A 19,818-nucleotide genomic window follows, 5' to 3' on the forward strand; every position below is an offset into this window, starting at 1 on the left:
GTAAACCAAGGGTGACGTTTAGTGATTTTTTTACAAACGCACCCGCTAAGGTCATCTCTAGCTTAAGCGCTTTTAAGCGGCATTTCGAGCTTTCGTTTCCAGATAGACAGATCGATCATAATGTTGGTGGTTTTTCCACATGGCAAAAAGTATACGTAACCAGGTATTTGCTACAATTCTCATGCTTTCGCTGGTACCACGGCCTAGCTTTCGATGCTTTTTAAACATTTCTTTGCTCCAGGGTTCATGTTTCACCATTTGCAAAGCAAATTGTTGCATAGTATTCCGAAAAGTCTTTTTACAAGCTCTTCGAAAATGTACCAGACGGCGTTTCCCACTTTTTCTGGTTACTGGAGCTGTTCCTGCTTCGCATTGTAAAGCGTTGGCATGTGGGTAATAGGAGTGATCATCACCAAATTCGACCATAAGCCTGGCAGCAAGATTTGTCCCAACACCTTTAAGTGAGAGGAAAATTTCGCTGTCAGGATGAGACTTTACCAAACATTCAATGGCTTTGTCGTATGCCTTAATATCTTGGATGAGCAGTTCCAATTGGTTTAGTAAAGACAATAGTAATCTACTTTTTGCTTGGACAGTCATGGCGTTGACTAGGAACTGTTTTTGTTGACCAAGTAAGAAAAGTTCTTTAGCTTTACTTTTCCAACCGAAATTGTAGCATTCCTTTAGAATGTGCTCTAAATGATCCAGGTCAGCACTTGCAAACTCTGTAGGTGTAGGAAACGCCTTGAGAAAAGTAATAGTAGATTGTTGATCCAGCTTACAAAAACATTCCAATGCTTGAGGATAGTAGCTTTTCAAGCAAGCCATAATTTGGTTTTCTATACGAACCTTAAGTGCTACAAGAGACTCTCTATCTCTTACAAGTAATTGAAGTTCCTTCAATTCGCTACTATCTTTGCGGAGGGGCCTATATTGGTGTTGATCTGTGCGGATCAAGTCCGCAAGGACTTGAGCATCACGAGAATCATCCTTTGCTCCTGCTGGTGAAAAGCGATCCCTAGCACGATCTACACTTTTTGGATTGATCGAATACACCGTATACCCTATTGCATGTAAGGATTCCATAAATAAGTGCTTATACGTTTCAGCAGAGATGAAAACATTATGTATATCTGTTGAAAATTCTTGTATTCCCGTTATCAGTTGGTCTAATCCCTCTGGTGAATGAGGAACAGTAAACTCTTTCAATTTTTCACCTGTAGAATCAAGAATGCAGATGTCATGTTTACGATCAGCAAGGTCTACACCAACATAATAGTTCATTTAACCACCATCCTCGTATATCAGATTGGGTATATCTATCGTTGCGATTGCCTCGTAGACTCGGTATACAGCAATACTACGCCCTAATGATCGTCTGCCGATAGATTCTTAGCTTTGGGGGATTAGTCTTTGAGAAGCAATGATTTTAAAACCCTGCAAGGAGGTGATGAATCTCCCCAAAACATACCCAGTTCTAATGTTAGATAAGGCTTATAGCCTTGTCTATAGATGATATTAACCTACGAGGAGGTGAAAACGATGTGAGAACAGGAGGATTTCAGGACATGACACAACCCAATGATTATGATGTTTTACAAAAAGAAATCGCAGAAATCAAAGCAGATCAAAAAACACAAGATCAGCGGATCACTACCCTCGAAAGAACGACTGACCGCCATGATCAGCAGATCATTTCAATTAATGAAAAGCTGAACAAAATCGAGGAAAACACAACTTGGATCAAGCGCAGCATCACCGGTGCGATCATCACAGCCGTCAGCACCGGTATCATTGGCGGCGCAATCGCTGTTTTTTATAATCTACTGCAAAAATAAGGAGGAAAACACAATATGAAAAACTTAGACAAAGGCACGGTCGTCCGGACGGTGCTTCTTTTTATTGCATTGGTAAACCAGACGTTGATCATGTTCGGAAAGGCAGTTTTGCCGATCAGCGAGGACCAGGTCAATACGCTGGCCGACGCTTTGTATTTGGCCGGCTCTACGATTTTTACAATCGTCACGACGTTGGTCGCTTGGTATAAAAACAACTATGTCACCGGTAAAGGTAAGCAGCAAAAAGAAGTTCTAAAACAAAAAGGATTAACGAAATGAGGTTGCCGGCTGGCAGCCTTTTTTATTTAAAACCAAATTGGAGGGGTTCAAATGGTTAAAGTTGTGAAGAATTATGTGAAAGTCAATCAGTATACCCGGCCGGGTCTGAAAATGTCGGGAGTTAAAGGCATTGTCATGCACTGGACGGCTACTCCCGGCGCTTCTGCATTGAATGAGCGGAATTATTTCAATGGAACGTGTATCGCTGATAAACGTTACGCATCAGCCCATTATTTTGTGGACCGTAAAGAGGCGCAATTAATTATTTCTGAAAATGAAGTCGCCTATCATGCCCATGATCAAAATCGCTGTTATGTCAGCTTTTTAAAACCAAACGCTAACACAACGGCAATCGGTGTTGAAATGTGTGTCGAAAAAGATGGCAAGATTCACAGCCAAACGATTCAAAATGCTGCTGAACTGGTTGCCGATCTGTGCAAGCGTTACGGCCTTTCTACAAACAAAATTGTCCGCCATTACGATGTGACAAACAAAAACTGTCCGGCGCCGTGGGTGAGCGATTCAAGCCAGCTGACGACATTCAGGAAAAAAGTCGATAGCTTGCTTGGAAAGAAGACGGTTTCCAAAACAACACCAGATAAAAAGTCATCATCCTCAAGCAAAAAGCAAACGAGCAAAAAATACACGCTGCCGTCCGGCATCTATAAAGTGAAAAGCCCGCTGATGAAAGGAACGGCTGTCCGTCAGATTCAAGAGGCTTTAGCTGCCCTCTATTTCTATCCAGACAAAGAGGCGAAGAATAACGGCATAGATGGCTATTACGGGCCGAAAACGGCAAACGCAGTCAAACGGTTCCAGCTGATGCACGGGCTGTCTGCTGATGGTATTTACGGTCCTAAAACGAAGGCGAAACTTGAAGCTCTGTTGAAGTGATGAAGAAATGCTGAAACAAATCCAAGAAATTGATGAAAAAATAGTTGTTATTGAAGAGCGAACTAAAAAAATAGACAGCTTGCCAACAAAAAATGAAATGCAAAGTTGTATTTCTGAAGCATTAAAAACCCTTTTGAAAAAGCCCTGTCCTTAAACGGTTCCAGCTTATGCACGGGCTTTCTGCCGACGGTATTTACGGATCGAAGACGAAAGCGAAAATTGAAAAGCTACTGAAATAAAGAAAAGGCCCTCTGTTGAGGGCCGATTTCATTTTTTTACTTTAAATTCTCATGGCTTTATCAGGTATTATTAATCCGACAGATTATCGTCATATTCCTGTATTTGTTCTGCTATCAGTCTGTCTCTGTCGATCAAGTTCTTAATAATATTAGAGTCTATAACTCTACTTGAATTCCGGATTTTTTGTATTATTTCCAACTTGGCTCCTTTTTGTTCTAATGCTTCGATAACACTTAACAGAGAGGTTAATTTATCCGGATCATCAACATAATAACAAGTTAATATAGAATGACCTTCGCTTATATTCTTTTTTATCTCGCTAATCGGCTCTCCACCGTATTTTCTAATTATTGATATAAGGCTATTTGTATTTTCAGCATTAAGTATTTTTACATCAATTCTATTTGAGCTCATAATTTTCACTCCATTCCTTAGAAATCTTTAATAGATTTTATCGGTTCACCAGGTTTACTGTTTTTCCAGTTACCGCCGTGCCAACCATAAAAATGTTCTTTGAAAGTAGCTGGGTAAATAATTTCACCTTTATCGGATAAATGAGGATATTTAGATGCACTATAAGTATGATGTCCAGCCATCGGTTTACCATCATATTTAGGGACTTTACCTGACAGTATATCCTGAACCTGTTTTTCACTCCAATTTCTAGTTGTAGGTTGTCCATTCATTATTCTTTCTGCTTCCATATCCCAAAATTCTGTAACACCAGCTTTACGTTTTTTAGCAAATTTCTTGTTCCATATATAGTCTTGGTATTCTTGTTTTGTAATTGTACGATTGTCAATCTTCTTTTTTAGTTCTTTCATTTTTTTCGAACCGAACTGCTTTGTTTTTGTGGGATGTTCCTTTAGATCAAGTGATTTACTTCTTTCTGCAATCACTTTTTTAACATCCTTCACTTCATTCTTCAAAGCTTTTTCAGCTGCTTTTTCAACTTTTGTAATTGCTTTTTTTCCCAAAGTTCGCGTAGCATTACCCAAGTTAAGATACTCTAAAATTTCCAATGGAGTTCCTTCAAAGTATGAGTCATTTATTTTAGCTGATGCAGCACCTCTGGCTTCTGGAATACGATCCACAACCATCACTTCTTCTTTGTCATTTGCTATATAGGTGCGTACAATCTGGCCATTTTCATATACACGATATCTGCCGCCAATAAAACTTGGATCTGAATGATCTCGGACAGCTTCGTCTGGAATATGAATATCTTTGACTACTTTCCATCCTTTATGATTATATAGTTTACCATCAATAACCCGGATATCTCCATAAACCTTTGGATGTTTCGCAAGTTCTTTTTGCAATGCATTCAAATCAAAATCGTTCGTATGAACGTCTTGATTGATGTTTTCTTCATTGTCTTCCCTAATCACCGTATCCACATTGGATTGTTTATTTTTGTTGAGCTTTTCAAGCATCATCTCCATCGGAGACGGCTCGGCATTCTCCAGTTGGCCCTGAAGCCCGCCAGGTAGTCCGTTTATTTTAGAGTTATCATCCTGCTTTAAAATCGCGCCTTTTTGATAGCCAGTTATTTCAATTTTCGGTCCGGTATACATCTTTTCAAGCCGCCCGATGTACTTCTGCATCGTCTCAAGGTCGTTTTCAGCCGTTTTAAGGGCGTTTGTTTGCTCGCGGTCAAACGCATGCAGCTTTTCAAGAGTCGTGCTGATTTCCTTTAACGCTTTCTGATTTTGCTCATGAAAACCGCTATCATTCAAATCCGGTAAATCAACGATATGACTGACTTTTGCGATCGTGGCGTTGGTCTTAGAAACCAAATTTTTTGTTGTGCGATCAGCGGCATTTAAGCCATTCTCCAACTCGTGTTCGAGAAAGGACTGTGAAATAAATCCGTTATGGTTGGGTTCCAGAGAATTTAGCGCGCTTTTCATTTTCTTCAGCGTGGAACTATATTCCTCTATGAAAGCATCATAGAACTGTAGAAAAGGGGTGTGGCATTCCTCATAAAACGCGCGGATCGCATCGCCGCCTTTTCCTTTTAAAGCATCATCAAGTGATGCGATGCCGTCAACGGCTTTTTTGACTTTGGCGAATTCGTCTGATTGTTTTTTTAATTGTTCGAGCGTTTGATCAATTGCATTGTGCAGCGCTTGAACATCCAGAGTCTTCATGGCATTCTCCTCTAATCTTTTTGGTTACAATCAGTATAGAGTTTACCACTATACGGAAACCAATCGGGGAATAAATCCTGTACACCCATGAAAATGAATCATTTGTTTTGGGTGATTATGCCTACATAGAATAAAAAGCCACCATTTAACGATTGGTGGCTTTGTTATTTTTGGTACCTTAGACAATTGTATAGATTACTTAAACAGATTTCTAAATAATTTGCCAGTTGCTTTACCGGCAGCGCGGCGAGCTATACGCTTTCCGATCGTCCCTCTTTTCGCCGCGTTTACATCTCCCAAAATCTTGGCCGACTTGTATAAAGCTGATCTGATTTTGTTGATGCTCATTTTTTCCTCGTCCCTTTTGTGTTGGTGATTTTATTATAACAAAATTCTTGAATGTGGGTCACCCACAGAACACCCACGAAACTATGATAAAGTATGATTTTAAGTGATTAAGAAAAATAAGAAACCCCGTAAAATCAATGTTTAGAACGGGTTATGATATAGCAAGATGTTCAAAAATAATCAAGTTCGAAATGGAAGGGTCTATTGGATAATAATTGGAAAGAAAGGGTGTAATCAGATTTCGATTTGATTGCACCCGCATAATTTTATATGTTTGTGTACCGCAGCTATAATCTATTGCCTATCGATTTTCTAAAAGGCGTAGAAATGTATCTGCGGTTTTTTCTTGAATAGATTAAACGATAATCGTAACGATTAGTTATACCAAATTGCATATCAACAGGAAAATATAATCCTTGATCTGTTCTGCCTTCCTTGCTATACTTCTAAAATTCACCCGAACACGGAAAACGAATCATATTGATTAGGTCAAAAAACCCCTAACTTTTAAAGATTTCATACAATGTTGTTGTGAAAAATTATTCTTTTATGTAAAATGATGACTATGAAGAAAAAGGAAAAACCTATTTAATTTTTCTGAAAAATTATAATCTTACGAGAAAGGACGAGGATATGTGAGCGTAATACCATTTGATTTAGTTGCGACGAAAATGAATTTTTGGTATACAGCATTAAAAAACAATTGGACAGGCAAGGCCGAGGATACAAAAAAAGAAGTTGAAAAAGAACTAGAACAAATGGAAGAAAACCAGGATGTGATTGTTTATTATAACTTACTGCTCTTTCGGCACAATCTTCAACTTGATTATATGTATTCAAATCCCGGTGTTAATTTAGATAGTCGGTTTGATGAGTTTAAAAAAATTCGCGATCAGAATAACCTGGAAGGGATGTTGGATTATTATTATCATTTTTTTGCTGGGATGTATCATTTCAGACAAAAAGAATTAATACTTGCGTTGAATTTTTATAGGGATGCCGAGAAAAAACTAGATTCTTTTGATTGTGATGAACTGGAAAAAGCTGAATTTTATTTCAAAGCATCTGAAGTGTATTACCATATGAAGCAAACGTTCTTTTCAATGAATTACGCAAGTCGTGCGTATAACATATACAAAAAGTACGAAACTTACGGTGAGCGTCGAGTGCAAAGTCAGTTTATCATTGCGGGTAACTGGTTAGATCAGATGTATCCTGAAAAGGCTCTACATAATTTAAATAAAGCACTTGAAGAGTCAGAGAAACAAAGAATCCATCACCTTATGGGTTCATCACATTTAAATATCGGAATATGTTATAATCAACTGGAAGAACTTGATAAAGCAACTGATCATTTTCAAGAGGCTCTTAATTTGTATAATGAGGAGAAACACGGTTTCTTGCCTAAAACGTTATTTAACCTCGCGCATGTTAGGGCGAAGCAAGGTAAGTTGTCGATTACTGATGACTTGTACTTTGAGGGGAAAGAACTGGCTGAAAAGAACAAAAATTCAGATATGCTTGCGAAGTTTGACTTAATAAAAGGGCTTTATCTTTCATTTGATCTAGACATGGTTCGGGAGTCGTTCAAGTTCTTCGAAGAAAAAGGTATGTATGCAGATATGGAGGAATATGGTTTCGTCACAGCAGACCTTTTAGAAAAACAAGAAAAAATTCGGGACGCTGTTGAATTTTACCGGATTACAGTTAATGCGAGAAGACAAATTCAAAGGAGTGCTTTTCTACATGAAAACTAAATTATTGATTTGTTTTGTTCTGTTGCTAGGAGCTATTGGAGTAGCAGGATCGTCTTCCTTTAAAGCAGAAACTCCCACCTACAAAGTAGCCGACAGGTTCGCTTCTTAAACTAACTATACCAAGGAATGATTTTATCTGATATAAATCCCAGTCTAAAATATGATACTCAGTCAGTAAAGCCCTTCTTCCAGCAGGGCTTTATTTATTCCAGTCCACTAACAATTTCAAATTTCGGATGATGAAGAAACGGCTCACGCGTTCTTTGTCATTATAGCTTAGTGTCCATCGTTGAGCCCTATTAAAGAAATTCAACAGCAATTCGGTTGTCCAGCAGCTCCACAAGGTTGCCTGCGAGAAAAAGATCATCATGAAAATATCCATCTTCATCAACAATTTTTATACCTGTCTTAATCATTTCAGCTTTGCTTCATACATGTAAATCATCCCCTTTCACCCACTTATACAGTATTTGTCCATTAAAAGAAGAACATGATCTTCTTGTCAAATATCTTTATTAGATCATATTGTCATGTATAATGAAGAGTATATCATGTGACATTCATACTGTATAAGAAAGGATATGACCAGTGAAAATGTTGAAAAAGGCTGTGTTGACAGCCGTTATTTTCTTGCTGGCCGCATTTGCAGGGAGTACAGAAGCCTTTGCTATGCCTTCCAAAGGGGCGGTGAAATTCAGGACGGATGCCAATACATATACGAAATCAGCCACTTCGATCGTTGTGACGGGAAAAAGTCCTGTTACGGGGACGATGGTCGCCGTCAGGCTGATCAATAAAAAAGGGACTGTCCTGATCTATCGAGATGTTCATTTAACACGCGGAAAACCTCATTTTCGGGTGAGCTTTCCGACGAAAAAGCTGAAACCGGGCAAGTATGACGTCTGGGTGGATGCCGTCAAAGGAAAGAAATGGCACGGGGAATTGAAGCGCTACATTGTCATCAAACATTGAGCTCCATTATGATGAACGGAGGGCTGTGTAATGACTGCCGTGGGTTTTTGTGTATTATTATGTTCTGCATTTATCCATGCATCGTGGAACTATCTTTCTAAAAAAGCCGATGGAGGCGTTCCGTTTATCTGGTTGTTCACAGCGATTGCAGCCGTTGTCTACACGCCGTTGGCCATAGGTGTTGTCATATATGAAAAGCCTGAAATCGGCAGCTGGCAGCTTGCCATCATCATGGCGAGCATCCTTGCCCACTTGGGCTTTTTTCTTGTTCTTCAAAAAGGGTACAAAAAGGGCGATCTTTCCCTCGTCTACCCTATCGCGAGAGGAACTGGCCCGCTGCTCACCTGTGTGCTGGCGGTCGCCTTTTTTGGCGAGACATTGACGCTGCCCGCTATTATAGGGATTCTTTTGATTGTGATCAGCATTCTTTTTTTCACAGGGGGAGTCAAGCGGTTAAAAGAATCAGGCTCGCTCACACCGGTTCTTTACGGGCTGGCGGTCGGCGGTATTATTGCCGCATATACCCTCCTTGATAAAGCAGCGGTCAGCCGGTTTCTTATTCCGCCGTTGCTGCTGGATTATTGCAATACGCTCGGCCGTCTGATCATATTGACTCCTTTTGCCGCGAAAAGCTGGAGCGAAGTCCGGTTTGAGTGGAAGCATCACCGGATGGAAGCTGTCGGGGTCGGGGTTTTTAACTCTTTGGCTTATATTTTGGCGCTGAGTGTCATGGTATTTGCGCCGGTCAGCTATGTGGCACCGGTTCGGGAAATCAGCATTTTAATCGGAACGGTGATGGGGGCGGTTCTTTTGTCTGAAGGTTTCGGACGGCTTAGAATTGTCGCGGCTGTCTTTATGGTGCTTGGCGTCATATCGGTAGCCGTTGGTTAGGTTGTGTTCCATCGATGTGATCCGTTATATTTGTAGAATAAACAGAAATGAAAAAGGTGTTAGTCATGAAATCTTTTATTGTAGTCGGAGCGGGCGTCCTCGGCGCTTCTGCCGCTTATCATCTTGCAAAAAAGGGCGCGGATGTGACATTGATTGACCGCGGAGAGCGGGGAAGGGCTACAGATGCCGCGGCTGGAATCGTCTGCCCCTGGCTTTCACAGCGCAGAAACCAGGCATGGTACAAGCTTGCAAAAGGCGGAGCGGTGTACTACGCCGATTTAATCAAGCGGCTTGAAGCTGACGGAGAATCGGATACGGGGTATAAACGGACAGGCGCTATCAGCTTGCATACAGACGAGCGAAAGCTGGAGAAAATGGAAGAACGGGCGCATCTCAGGCGCAAGGATGCGCCTGAAATCGGCGAGATCACCCGTTTATCCTATGAGGAAACGAAGCGTTTATTTCCGCCTTTGGCAGAGGGATACAGCTCGGTTCATATCAGCGGAGCCGCGCGCGTAAATGGAAAATTGCTCCGCCGCTCACTTGTGAACGCCGCACAAAAATACGGCGCTTCAGTTGTTGCCGGAAACGCTTCATTGCTCTATGAAGGAAACCTGGTAACAGGGATCTCCACAGCGGACAAAAAAATATACGCTGATCAGGTGCTGGTCACAGCGGGCGCTTGGGCGGACGAGCTTTTGAAGCCGCTCGGCGTGCGTTTTTCAGTCAGCCACCAAAAAGCGCAGATCGTTCATCTTCGTCTTCCAGATGCGGATACCGGCAGCTGGCCCGTTGTGATGCCTCCGAATGACCAATACATATTGGCATTTGAAGACGGCCGGATCGTTGCCGGCGCTACTCACGAAAATGAAGCGGAGCTTGATGATCTTCGGGTAACGGCCGGCGGCCTTCACGAAATTTTCTCAAAGGCGCTTGCCGTTGCGCCGGGTTTGGAATTGAGCGAGCTGCTTGAGACGCGCGTAGGCTTCAGGCCATTTACACCGGGCTTTCTCCCCGTGATCGGCTCATTGCCGAACATTTGCGGGCTGCTTGTTGCCAACGGTCTCGGCGCTTCAGGGCTTACGTCAGGTCCGTACCTTGGCGCAGAATTGGCAAGGCTCGCCTTAGGAGAAGAGCCTGAGCTAGATATCGCTTTATATGATCCGGCCGGCGCGCTTGAAAGTTAAATTATCATGCAGAAAAAAGTTCACTCGAAGCTAAAGTGAACTTTTTTCTTGTTTACAGTTTTAAAATAGAAAATTTTTCAATATAAATTCATGGAGGAAAATTTAGAAAAAAATCTAATTTTATTTGAAGGCATGCCGGTTTTTTGAATCGGCTGCCTCTGATTCCTAAACAAATTTGGGAAATGAAGGAGGGTCGCCATGATCCAGTTTGACTTTGAGTATTACAGGCCCCAATCTGCGCAGGAAGCGGTAAAGCTCTTTCAAAGCTTGGAGCGGGAGGGGAAAAAGCCGGCGTATTGTTCCGGCGGAACAGAACATTTGACGCCCGGACGGCTGAATGTGATCCATACAAATGCCGTTATCGATATTAAAGACATACCTGAGTGCAGAACTCTGCAATTTGAACGGAGTCACCTCGCTTTAGGCTCAGCATTAACATTGACGGAGGTCACGGAAAACGGCGGCTTTCCGCTGTTGAGTAAAGCGGTGAGGGATGTGGCTGACCATACGGCGCGCAATAAGATTACGCTTGGGGGCAATATTTGCGGGCAGATCTTTTACCGTGAAGCAGTGCTGCCTTTCTTATTAACCGACAGCAAAGTGGTGACGATCGGAGACGAGGGGGAAAAGCGCTATTTGATTCACGACGTATTCGATCAGCAGCTGAAGCTGAACAAGGGAGAAATCCTCATTTCGCTTTTAATTGAAGAACGCTATCTTCATCAGCCTTTTGCAAGCATAAAAGTGAGGCAGCAATGGGATACGGGATATCCTTTGGCGACGATTTCAGCTCTCGAAATAGACGGACGCGTCCGCTGTGCATTCAGCGGTGTCTGCCCTTTTCCGTTTCGTTCCGCAGAAGTGGAATCTGCGTTGAATGACGAAGCGCTCCCTGTCGATCAAAGGGTGGAAGAGGCGATCAGCCGCTTTCCCGGCCCTGTTTTGGACGATGCGCAAGGTTCCGCTGAGTATCGCAAATTTGTCATCAAACATACGCTGTTTGACATTCTCGGCATGCTGAAAAAGGGGCCACTATGACCAAGCGCTTGAATCCAATATTTGCAGGTGCACGGGGATACATGAATTTGAACTGGCCGTAAAATCGGTGCTGAACAAAAAAACAGAGGTTTTAAAAAAGAGCGCCGGGCAGGCGCTTTTTTTGTTCAATTCAAAACGCCTGAGCCCCAAATATCCTCCGCCCATTCAGGGTGATCAATGAATGGATTGCGGTTATGCTGGTATTGCTGATAGATGATGTCGTTCCGCTTTCTTTCGAGGGTATCGACAGGGTCTTCATGGTGCCATTTCAATAAAACCGACATTTTTCCGTGGTATGGTTTAGATCCGTTGTTCGTTGTGTCGTTCATTTCAAGATCCGGATGACCGTCGTCCCCTTCATAGCGGACCGCCATATAGAAAATCATTCTGGCGACATCGCCTTTAATGCTTTTGTCAGGTTCCCAGGAATCGCCGTCATAGCGGTTTCCGGGGGAACCGGGATAAGGGCTGCCGCCTTCGTCGAAATCAAGGTTTCCGCGGGCGGCGTTTACTTGCACATCGCTGGGCCTGAGGTGATGCAAATCTGTTCCGGGCCCTTTGCTTGTTCCGAAATCGCCGTGCGATTTTGCCCATACGTGCTCGCGGTTCCAATCGCCCGTTTGCCCCCCGTTCGCCTGTTTAGAGCGCGACTCTCTGGAATATAAGAGAATCACGTTGTTTCGATTGGCCGGATCTTCATCCGTTGCTTTCAGCGCTTCCCATACCTCACTGTAAGACAGCTCTCTATGATCGTCGATCGTGTCGTGAAGCGCTTGTTTTAAAGCTTCGCCTGTTTTGCCTTGCGCCTGTTCATAGTAATCCGCCGGAGCCGAGGACTGATAGGGCTGGACGTGTAAGGAAAACAATTGGAAGGCTTCTGCGTTTTGGGTGGGCGCGCACATCGCTGACAACATCAAAATAAACGGTATGAGACATTTTCGGTTCATCTTTCGATCGCCTCCTTTTCATTTCTTTCATTATCCAATCTTTTCATGAAAAGGAAATATCATTTTCGTTACGGTTTTCTTACGGTCTTGTAAATGAAGCTTTCCACCTCTCGAGAGCTTCCAGGCCGGCTTTTTCTTTCAGCTGTTTTTCCGCCGTTCGGATGCCTTCTTCAATGGCCGCGCAGTATCCGAACAAATAATAGCGCAATGCGGCATTCATGATGACTTGTTTTCTTTCGTATTCCGTATCCGCCGATTCATCTCCGGCGAGAACGGCTGTTATTTTTTCCGCCTGCTCTTCAGCAGACAGCGGTTTGTTGAGCTTTGCTTCCTCTGCGTAAAGTCCGTATTCTTCAGGTTTTAATATAAAAGAATCGATCTCGCCGTTTTTTATTGTAAACACAAAGCTGCCTCTGTGGACCGGCACATCTTCCGAGCCCTCCGCCCCTGGACAATGAACACTTCTTTGTACGTCAAGCGCTGAAATACGGGATGCATTTTCTGTATGGCCGTCCGGTGAAATGCGCCCATCATAAGCTTGTCGGCATCAGAGAAGTTGACCAGTTTTTCTGCTGTATTCAACACGGTGCGGACGCCGATTTCCTCGCGGATTTTCCTCATGCGAACAAACGGTTTGCAAAATGTTTCGGCGGCGGCGAATCCGATTAAAGCCTTTTCGAGTGAGCGTGCCGTTTGCGCTGGGGCAGTCTCAGAGGGGATTCCGAGTTTGTCCAGGACATCTTTTACGCTCGTTCCATATTTGGGCGGCAATGCATCGCTGCCGTGGAGAAACGCAGGAACGCCGTTTCCTGCGAGAAGGAGGGAGACGGGAATGGTTGCTAAAAAAGAATGTCTTCCTGTATAAGGTCCTGCAAAATCGATGACCGCCTCTTTTACAGCTCTGGAAAGGCTCAATGATTCCGAGCTGTTCCGCAATGCTTCGGTAAACGCGAACAATTCTTCAGGGGACTCCGTTTTGATCCTCTCCGCTATTAACAACGCGGCTGTCTGAGCGGGGCTTGCATTTCCCGTAACAATCGCTTCAGCAGCCTGTCTGGCCTCTTCATAAGTTAAATCCCGGGCGCCCCTTTTTCCTCTGGCCACTTCTTTAATCCACTGCTGCAATGTCAACTCTCTCCTTTACATGCTGATCTTTCTTATGACTTTACATGAAAATGCAGAAAAGGAACAGTCGAGATGATCAGCTTAATGATTGATAGAAAATGTGACGATTTTCTGGATTGCTCGTGTTGATTTATGTATTTTAACTGAAAACACGCTGAAATTTAGAGGATTTTTCAATGCTATCAGCGCTGCGATCATTTAATATGTTAAAAAATTTAACATGGAAGAAGGGGAGATTAAAAAATGGGAATGCCGGCTTACAAAACAGAAGAGGTGAAAAAGAACGAAAAACGCAAAAAGGAATTTCCGCATATTTATGTCATTCTGGCTGTCATGATTGGTCTTATGGCGCTTGCGACATATGTCATTCCGGCAGGCGAATATGAACGGGTGGAAAGTCCGGACGGCAGGGAAATGATTGATCCAGCGTCCTACAAACGGGTCGAACAGACGCCGGTTGATATTCTTGGCTTGCTTACGGCGGTTCCGAAAGGGATGACAGAAGCGGCTCCGATTATCGTGTTTACGTTTGTGATTGGCGGAGCTTTTGCCGTTCTGAGGAAAGCATCTGTCATTGAGCTCGGCGTCCGTCTGTTGGCCGATCAGTTCAGGAACAAGCCTGTTTTCGTTACGCCTGTCTTAATATTCGTTTTCTCCGGCATTTCCTGTTTTATCGGGACGCCTGAGCTTTCGATCGTTTATGTCCCTGTCATTCTTCCTTTGCTGCTGTCCCTCGGATATGACCGGATGACAGCAGCAGCAATCGCATTGTGCGGGACGATCGCCGGCTTTACGAGCGCTTTGACAAACCCATTTACCGTGGGAACCTCACAAATGATTTCCGGTCTCCCGCTTTATTCCGGGATGGGGTACAGGGCGGTCATCTTTGTTGTCGTTACGGCGATTGCCGCTGTTTATGTGCTCAAATATGCGGAAAAGATCAGAGCGCATCCTGAAAAAAGCCTGACGGGCAAGGAAGCAGTCGAACCCGTGCCGGCTTTTAAAGCAGGCGGACGGGTGAAATGGGCCGGGATCGCGGCGCTTGGGTTGTTTGCCGGCTTGATTGGGTGTGTAATTTATTTCAGGTGGGATATGCTGACAATGGCGGGCTATTTCCTGGCGCTCGGCATCATTCCTGCTTACATCGCCGGCATGAATTCGAGAGACATTGCCGAGTCCTTTAATGAGGGTTTTAAAGAAGTGCTCGTCGGTGCGATGATTTGCGGCATTGCAAGAGCTGCAGCAGTCGTTATGGCCGACGGGCAGATCATGGATACGATTGTTTACGGCTTGTCTCATGCTGTCTCACAGCTTCCTTCGTATTTAACGGTTACGGCGATGCTCTTTACACAGATGCTGTTTAACTTTTTTGTTCCAAGCGGAAGCGGACAGGCTTTAATAATGATGCCGATTATGGCGCCTTTGGCTGATATCGTCGGAATTACGCGGCAGACGGCGATTCTGGCCTTCCAATTCGGAGACGGTTTTTCAAACATCGTCTTTCCGACATCGGGATATTTTATGGCGACGCTTGCGATCAGCCGGATTGCCTGGAACAAATGGCTGCGATTCATCCTTCCGCTGTTTTGCCTCTGGATGGGAGCGGCCGTGCTTTTCCTGATGTTTGCTAACGCTGTCGGCTGGTCGTAAATGGATAAAAAGGCGGGGGAATCTCCGCTTTTTTATTTACCCATCATTCCTTCAGAAGAAAAAATATGCAAAAATATGAAAAAACTAGACTTTAAACCTATCTGTGGATATACTAATTTAGTAATTGTTCGAATTTAAGATTGTCCGGTATTTTCGGGCTGAAGGAAGGTATCCGCAGATGAAAAAGATGGCCAGATTGTATATGCTCATGCTTAACGTGTTTATCGTGATGCTTGGTATAGGCTTGATTATTCCACTCATGCCTACGTTTATAGAAGAATTCGGCGCGTCAGGCAGCACGCTCGGATTGCTGATCGCGGCTTCGGGGATTACCCAGCTGCTGTTTTCGCCCGTTGCCGGGGAAATGACTGATAAATACGGAAGGCGGAAAATGATCATTTTAGGAATCGGTGCGTTTGCGGTTTCCCAGCTGCTTTTCGCCTTGGCGAGCCAGATGTGGCTGCTGTTTGTTTCCCGCCTTCTCGGCGGAGCGGGAGCTGCGTTTTTGGTGCCGGCCATGTTTGCCTACATCGCTGACATCACATCGGAAAAGGATCGAAGCAAAGGGATGGGGCTGATCAGCGCCGCGATGTCTCTCGGCTTTGTCATCGGTCCGGGAGCAGGCGGATATTTGGCGGCGTTCGGGCTCACCTTCCCGTTTTACGTGTCAGCCGGATTAGCCGGCTTGGCGACGGTTTTATCGCTTCTTGTCCTCCCGGAAACGCTCAGTCAAGAAAAGATGCTTGAAAAGCGCCGCTCCGTTCAAAAGCGCGAACCGCTCGCTAAGCAAATGGCGCGCGCGCTGCGGTCGCCGTATGCATTTCTGTTTATCCTCGTGTTCATCTTGAACTTCGGGATCATGAATTTCGAGGCGGTATTCAGCCTTTATGTCGATCATAAGCACGGCTTTACACCGGGAGACATTGCCTTTGTCATAACAGCGGCAAGTCTGATCGGCGTGTTCGTCCAGGCGGTGGCTCTCGGGATGCTGACGAACCGCTTCGGCGAAAAAAAGCTGATGAACATGACGCTGATCGGTTCTGCCGGAGCGCTTGCCGTCTGCTCGATTGCCGGTTCGTACTGGCTCGTTTTCGGGGCAACAATTGTTTTCTTCATGCTGACGTCCATTCTTCGACCGGCGATTAATACGCTGATTTCAAAAATGGCCGGAGATGAACAGGGATTTGCCGCAGGCATGAACAATGCGTTTATGAGCCTTGCCAACATTGTCGGACCGACAGTGGCCGGTCTGTTATTCGATGTGAACGTAGAAATTCCATATATTTTTGGTGTGGTCGTTCTCGTGCTCAGCTTTTTGGCGGCAGTCAGCTGGGGGCGGAAGCAGCAGGCGCGCACAATTCCTGAAAAAGTATAAGGGAGCCGGCACATATGCCGGCTTTTTTATGGTGAAATGCTCAAATCATCAAATATGCCGGCGCGGCTTTACATCCTCCGATTGCCGCGGGGAAGGGATTTCTCACAACCCAAGCAGCATTTGAATTCTGAGCGCGAGTCTCAAGCGCAAGGTCGTGTCCGCATCTTTCAGGCTTTTCCCGAGCAGTTCCTCGCATTTTTCAAGCCTGTAGATGACGGTGTTTCTGTGGATGTACAGGCGCTTGGCCGTTTCAGAAATCTGACAGTGCGTTTCCAGATAGACGGACAATGTTTGCAGGAGCCCTGGGTCATCCTTCGGCAGGCTGGCAAGCTGATGCAGCGCATGCGTGTAAAATGTCTTCAAATCATCAGCCGGAATCATGCGCAAAAGCTCTGACACGTCTTTCATATGGTACGTCTGGATGAACTCGGTGCTGCCTGACAAATGGCCGGAGTGGAGCGCATCGACGGCTTCTTTGCAAATGTGCGGAACGTCTCTCAGCTGATGGCTGAGGTTGCTGATTCCAAAAGAAATCGTCCGCTGAAAATGCTCAGATGCATGGCGCTGAAACGCCTTTAAAAATCCGCCCACGGCTGCATTCATTTCAGCCCAGCTGTCCGTCGCCTCGGCCAGCAGGAAGCATATGTTTCCTTTTGTGAAAAGGTGAGGAGGAAACGGGAAGTCAACCAGCTCTTCTTCCAGGCGTTCGAACACGGAATCTGATTCAAGCTGATTTTCCGTGAAGCTGAGCGATTTTTCGCGGCGGTCCAATTTGCCGGCGATGCACACATATTTTTGATCCCACTTGAGCTGAAATTCTTTTGCTCGGTTTTTAATTTCTTCAGCAGAGGAAAAGGCGCCGTCCAAAAAATTTCTGAAAAACTCGTTCCGCGCTCTTCGCAAATATTGTTTGAGCGCATTTTCCTTCAGCAGCTCAAAGGCGATGACATTGGCGGCTTGTTCGAGGGTTAACAGCAAGCCTTTGTCTGAAGGGGAAATCATCCCGCAGACAACGAGGAAGCCGCATTTTTTTTCATGAGTATAGATCGGAAATACCGAATAGGTTTGTTTGTCGGGAATCGTTGAAAAACAGGTGAGCCCCGTTCTGTTTCCTTTTTGAAATATTCCTTCATAATCCGACAGCGTCCCGGCGGCATCTGCTTTTGAGGAGGCAATCGGCTTGAGGTGCTGATTGAATAGAAGAACGGGAAGCTTTAAAACAGCAGAGACGTTATGCAAGAGCGATTGAATGCTTTTTCCGCTCATAATATGGCTTGTGAACTTTTTTTGAGCGGCGATGGCCTGTTCGAGTTCTGCCGTCCGTTTGTCTAGAATATGGCTCAGTGTATGATTGACAATATCACCGAGGCGGACATCTTCATTTAGCTCGATGATCGGAAATGTCCGCTCGTCGGCAAGCTTGATCACCTCGTCGGGTATTTCCTGCAAAAAGCGGGTTTTGATACCGAGTCCGGCGCAGCCCCGCCTGATCATCCTTTCAATCAATTCCTTCAATAAAAAAGGCCGGTCTTTTAAATGGTATGCGGTCGTGACGAGGAGTTCGCCATGATGCAGATAATCGGCAATATCTGGCGCATCCATCATATTGATGTGTTCAATGTTCCGGGTTACGCCCGCCTTTCCAGCGGCAAGCGTTGCGCCTTTAAATACAGGGAGTTTCATCATGTCATAGATATTCATTGATCTGTACAGGCCTCCTTTGTCATTTTAGTCATTTTCAACAAAAAATGAGCGGATTTGTGACATTTATGCCGATGTTTATTTTTCATGTTACCAGTAAAATTGTATTTATATAGAGAGTTGTAAAGAAATATAACAAGAAAATAGAAAGGAAGTTTCTTTACATGACCATTGGTATTCATAAGACCGGAGAAAGTACAGCCCGCAATATCGAAGACATGATCAATTGGCTGGCATCATTCGGTGAAAGCGGAGAAGGAGGGGTGACAAGGCTTCTCTATTCAAAGCCGTGGATCAGCGCCCAGCAGTCGTTGAAGGAAAAGATGGAGGACTGGGGAATAGAGCCGTACTTCGATGATGCCGGAAATCTGTTTGGGAGAATAGAAGGTACAGAGAACCGTACGAAAGCGATCTTGACCGGTTCACACATTGATACGGTCATCAACGGAGGGAAATTCGACGGAGCGTACGGGATTTTAGCGAGCCTTTTGTCTGCCAAACACCTTCTGGACACGTACGGCAGGCCGAAAACGTCAATCGAAGTCGTGTCTCTGTGCGAGGAAGAGGGAAGCCGTTTCCCTTTGACTTTTTGGGGATCGGGGAATTTAACGGGCTTGTTTGACTGTCAAAAGACGCCGGCTGTGCACGATCGGGACGGAGTATCGATTGAGCAGGCGATGAAAGATTGCGGTTTCGGAAAACGGCGGTACAGGCGCCCGTTCAGGCGTGATGTGAAGTGCTTTATCGAGCTTCATATTGAACAGGGGAGCATTCTTGAGGAGAGCGGCCGTCAAATCGGCATTGTCACGGACATCGTCGGACAAAGACGGTTTACGGTTATGGTCAAGGGAGAAAGCAACCATGCCGGGACGACGCCGATGAACGCCAGAAAAGATGCGGTGGCCGTCTCGGCATTGTGCATTTCCTATTTGACGAACAAGGCTAAAGCTGCTTATCCGCTTTTAACAGCAACGGTCGGGAGGATTGAAGCAAAGCCGAATGTGCCGAATGTCATATCAGGAGAAGCTGTTTTTTCTCTTGATCTCCGCCATCATCATGATGCGGTGTTGGACCGGTATTGCGACGATATTTTTGCTTATTTCACAGAGCTGGCCGGCGAATGGAACGTTCAGATCACAGTTGAACAGACGACGGATGCGAAGCCTGTGAGGATGGACCGGGATTTGATTCAACTCTCAAAACAGTCGGCCGAGGATCTTGACGTATCCTATCAGGAGATGGTCAGCGGGGCGGGGCACGATGCCCAGGTTTTCGGCCCGCATTGCCCGACGTCACTGCTGTTCGTTCCGAGCCGGAAGGGCATCAGCCATTCGCCGGAAGAATGGACAAAACCGGCTGATCTTGCAGCCGGCGTTGAGCTCTTGACTCATGTATTATACAGGCTGGCATATGAATGAAAGGA

At 44.9% G+C, this 19,818-nt stretch carries 18 protein-coding genes and 1 pseudogene; 13 read left to right on the forward strand and 6 right to left on the reverse strand.

The window, feature by feature from the left end; genetic code table 11:
* Positions 1 to 72: 72 nt before the first annotated feature.
* On the reverse strand, positions 73 to 1,284 hold the full coding sequence (locus ACVC9U_RS02020; RefSeq protein ID WP_441390077.1) for an IS110 family RNA-guided transposase: 1,212 nt from the start codon (positions 1,282 to 1,284) through the stop codon (positions 73 to 75).
* Between the two features lie 284 nt (positions 1,285 to 1,568).
* On the opposite strand from ACVC9U_RS02020, the gene ACVC9U_RS02025 reads away from it, so the two are divergent.
* From ACVC9U_RS02025 to ACVC9U_RS02045, 5 genes are read left to right on the forward strand one after another with little or no spacing between them, the layout of a single operon-like run.
* Positions 1,569 to 1,838, forward strand: a complete 270-nt coding sequence (locus ACVC9U_RS02025) for a hemolysin XhlA family protein (protein ID WP_003185322.1) — start codon at positions 1,569 to 1,571, stop codon at positions 1,836 to 1,838.
* A 15-nt stretch (positions 1,839 to 1,853) separates the two neighbouring features.
* Complete coding sequence (locus tag ACVC9U_RS02030) at positions 1,854 to 2,117, forward strand: phage holin (RefSeq protein WP_441390078.1); 264 nt, start codon at positions 1,854 to 1,856, stop codon at positions 2,115 to 2,117.
* 51 nt (positions 2,118 to 2,168) lie between these two features.
* Complete coding sequence (locus ACVC9U_RS02035) at positions 2,169 to 3,011, forward strand: peptidoglycan recognition protein family protein (RefSeq protein WP_441390079.1); 843 nt, start codon at positions 2,169 to 2,171, stop codon at positions 3,009 to 3,011.
* 7 nt (positions 3,012 to 3,018) lie between these two features.
* The gene (locus ACVC9U_RS02040) at positions 3,019 to 3,165 is read left to right on the forward strand and encodes a hypothetical protein (protein WP_340428973.1); all 147 of its coding nucleotides are present in this window, start codon (positions 3,019 to 3,021) and stop codon (positions 3,163 to 3,165) included.
* Positions 3,166 to 3,178: 13 nt separating this feature from the next.
* Positions 3,179 to 3,250, forward strand: a complete 72-nt coding sequence (locus ACVC9U_RS02045; protein WP_340428983.1) for a hypothetical protein — start codon at positions 3,179 to 3,181, stop codon at positions 3,248 to 3,250.
* A 70-nt stretch (positions 3,251 to 3,320) separates the two neighbouring features.
* Here the strand turns inward: ACVC9U_RS02045 and ACVC9U_RS02050 are convergent, their stop codons facing one another.
* Entirely contained in the window at positions 3,321 to 3,665 is a 345-nt protein-coding gene (locus tag ACVC9U_RS02050) for a hypothetical protein (protein ID WP_021837705.1), read from the reverse strand.
* A 17-nt stretch (positions 3,666 to 3,682) separates the two neighbouring features.
* Entirely contained in the window at positions 3,683 to 5,404 is a 1,722-nt protein-coding gene (locus ACVC9U_RS02055; RefSeq protein WP_441390080.1) for a T7SS effector LXG polymorphic toxin, read from the reverse strand.
* 983 nt (positions 5,405 to 6,387) lie between these two features.
* Between ACVC9U_RS02055 and ACVC9U_RS02060 the strand changes: the two genes are divergently transcribed.
* The 5 genes from ACVC9U_RS02060 (at position 6,388) to ACVC9U_RS02080 (ending at position 11,597) form a co-directional block, all read left to right on the forward strand.
* Entirely contained in the window at positions 6,388 to 7,509 is a 1,122-nt protein-coding gene (locus tag ACVC9U_RS02060; RefSeq protein ID WP_075751331.1) for a Rap family tetratricopeptide repeat protein, read from the forward strand.
* A gap of 588 nt (positions 7,510 to 8,097) precedes the next feature.
* The gene (locus ACVC9U_RS02065) at positions 8,098 to 8,481 is read left to right on the forward strand and encodes a hypothetical protein (protein ID WP_075751330.1); all 384 of its coding nucleotides are present in this window, start codon (positions 8,098 to 8,100) and stop codon (positions 8,479 to 8,481) included.
* Between the two features lie 30 nt (positions 8,482 to 8,511).
* The gene (locus ACVC9U_RS02070) at positions 8,512 to 9,372 is read left to right on the forward strand and encodes a DMT family transporter (RefSeq protein WP_075751329.1); all 861 of its coding nucleotides are present in this window, start codon (positions 8,512 to 8,514) and stop codon (positions 9,370 to 9,372) included.
* 65 nt (positions 9,373 to 9,437) lie between these two features.
* Positions 9,438 to 10,559: an NAD(P)/FAD-dependent oxidoreductase gene (locus ACVC9U_RS02075; protein WP_441390081.1), complete on the forward strand. Its 1,122-nt coding sequence runs from the start codon at positions 9,438 to 9,440 to the stop codon at positions 10,557 to 10,559.
* Positions 10,560 to 10,757: 198 nt separating this feature from the next.
* Positions 10,758 to 11,597, forward strand: a complete 840-nt coding sequence (locus ACVC9U_RS02080; RefSeq protein WP_075751327.1) for an FAD binding domain-containing protein — start codon at positions 10,758 to 10,760, stop codon at positions 11,595 to 11,597.
* A gap of 125 nt (positions 11,598 to 11,722) precedes the next feature.
* On the opposite strand, the gene ACVC9U_RS02085 is transcribed toward ACVC9U_RS02080, so the two are convergent.
* Together ACVC9U_RS02085 and ACVC9U_RS02090 are read right to left on the reverse strand one after the other, a co-directional pair.
* The gene (locus ACVC9U_RS02085; RefSeq protein ID WP_075751326.1) at positions 11,723 to 12,544 is read right to left on the reverse strand and encodes an endonuclease I family protein; all 822 of its coding nucleotides are present in this window, start codon (positions 12,542 to 12,544) and stop codon (positions 11,723 to 11,725) included.
* A gap of 79 nt (positions 12,545 to 12,623) precedes the next feature.
* Positions 12,624 to 13,648, reverse strand: a pseudogene (locus ACVC9U_RS02090) (anthranilate phosphoribosyltransferase).
* Between the two features lie 264 nt (positions 13,649 to 13,912).
* Between ACVC9U_RS02090 and ACVC9U_RS02095 the strand changes: the two are divergent.
* Both ACVC9U_RS02095 and ACVC9U_RS02100 read left to right on the forward strand, forming a co-directional pair.
* Positions 13,913 to 15,319 carry a YfcC family protein gene (locus ACVC9U_RS02095; RefSeq protein WP_003185015.1) on the forward strand — a complete coding sequence of 469 codons (1,407 nt, stop codon included), beginning with the start codon at positions 13,913 to 13,915 and terminating at the stop codon, positions 15,317 to 15,319.
* A 178-nt stretch (positions 15,320 to 15,497) separates the two neighbouring features.
* Positions 15,498 to 16,694: an MFS transporter gene (locus tag ACVC9U_RS02100; protein ID WP_003185013.1), complete on the forward strand. Its 1,197-nt coding sequence runs from the start codon at positions 15,498 to 15,500 to the stop codon at positions 16,692 to 16,694.
* Positions 16,695 to 16,796: 102 nt separating this feature from the next.
* Here the strand turns inward: ACVC9U_RS02100 and ACVC9U_RS02105 are convergent, their stop codons facing one another.
* On the reverse strand, positions 16,797 to 18,395 hold the full coding sequence (locus ACVC9U_RS02105; RefSeq protein ID WP_003185012.1) for a PucR family transcriptional regulator: 1,599 nt from the start codon (positions 18,393 to 18,395) through the stop codon (positions 16,797 to 16,799).
* Between the two features lie 164 nt (positions 18,396 to 18,559).
* Between ACVC9U_RS02105 and allC the strand changes: the two genes are divergently transcribed.
* Positions 18,560 to 19,813, forward strand: coding sequence for an allantoate deiminase (allC, locus tag ACVC9U_RS02110; protein ID WP_441390082.1), 1,254 nt, complete (start codon positions 18,560 to 18,562; stop codon positions 19,811 to 19,813).
* Positions 19,814 to 19,818: the final 5 nt, after the last annotated feature.

The sequence above is a fragment of the Bacillus sp. GM2 genome (genome assembly GCF_056155945.1).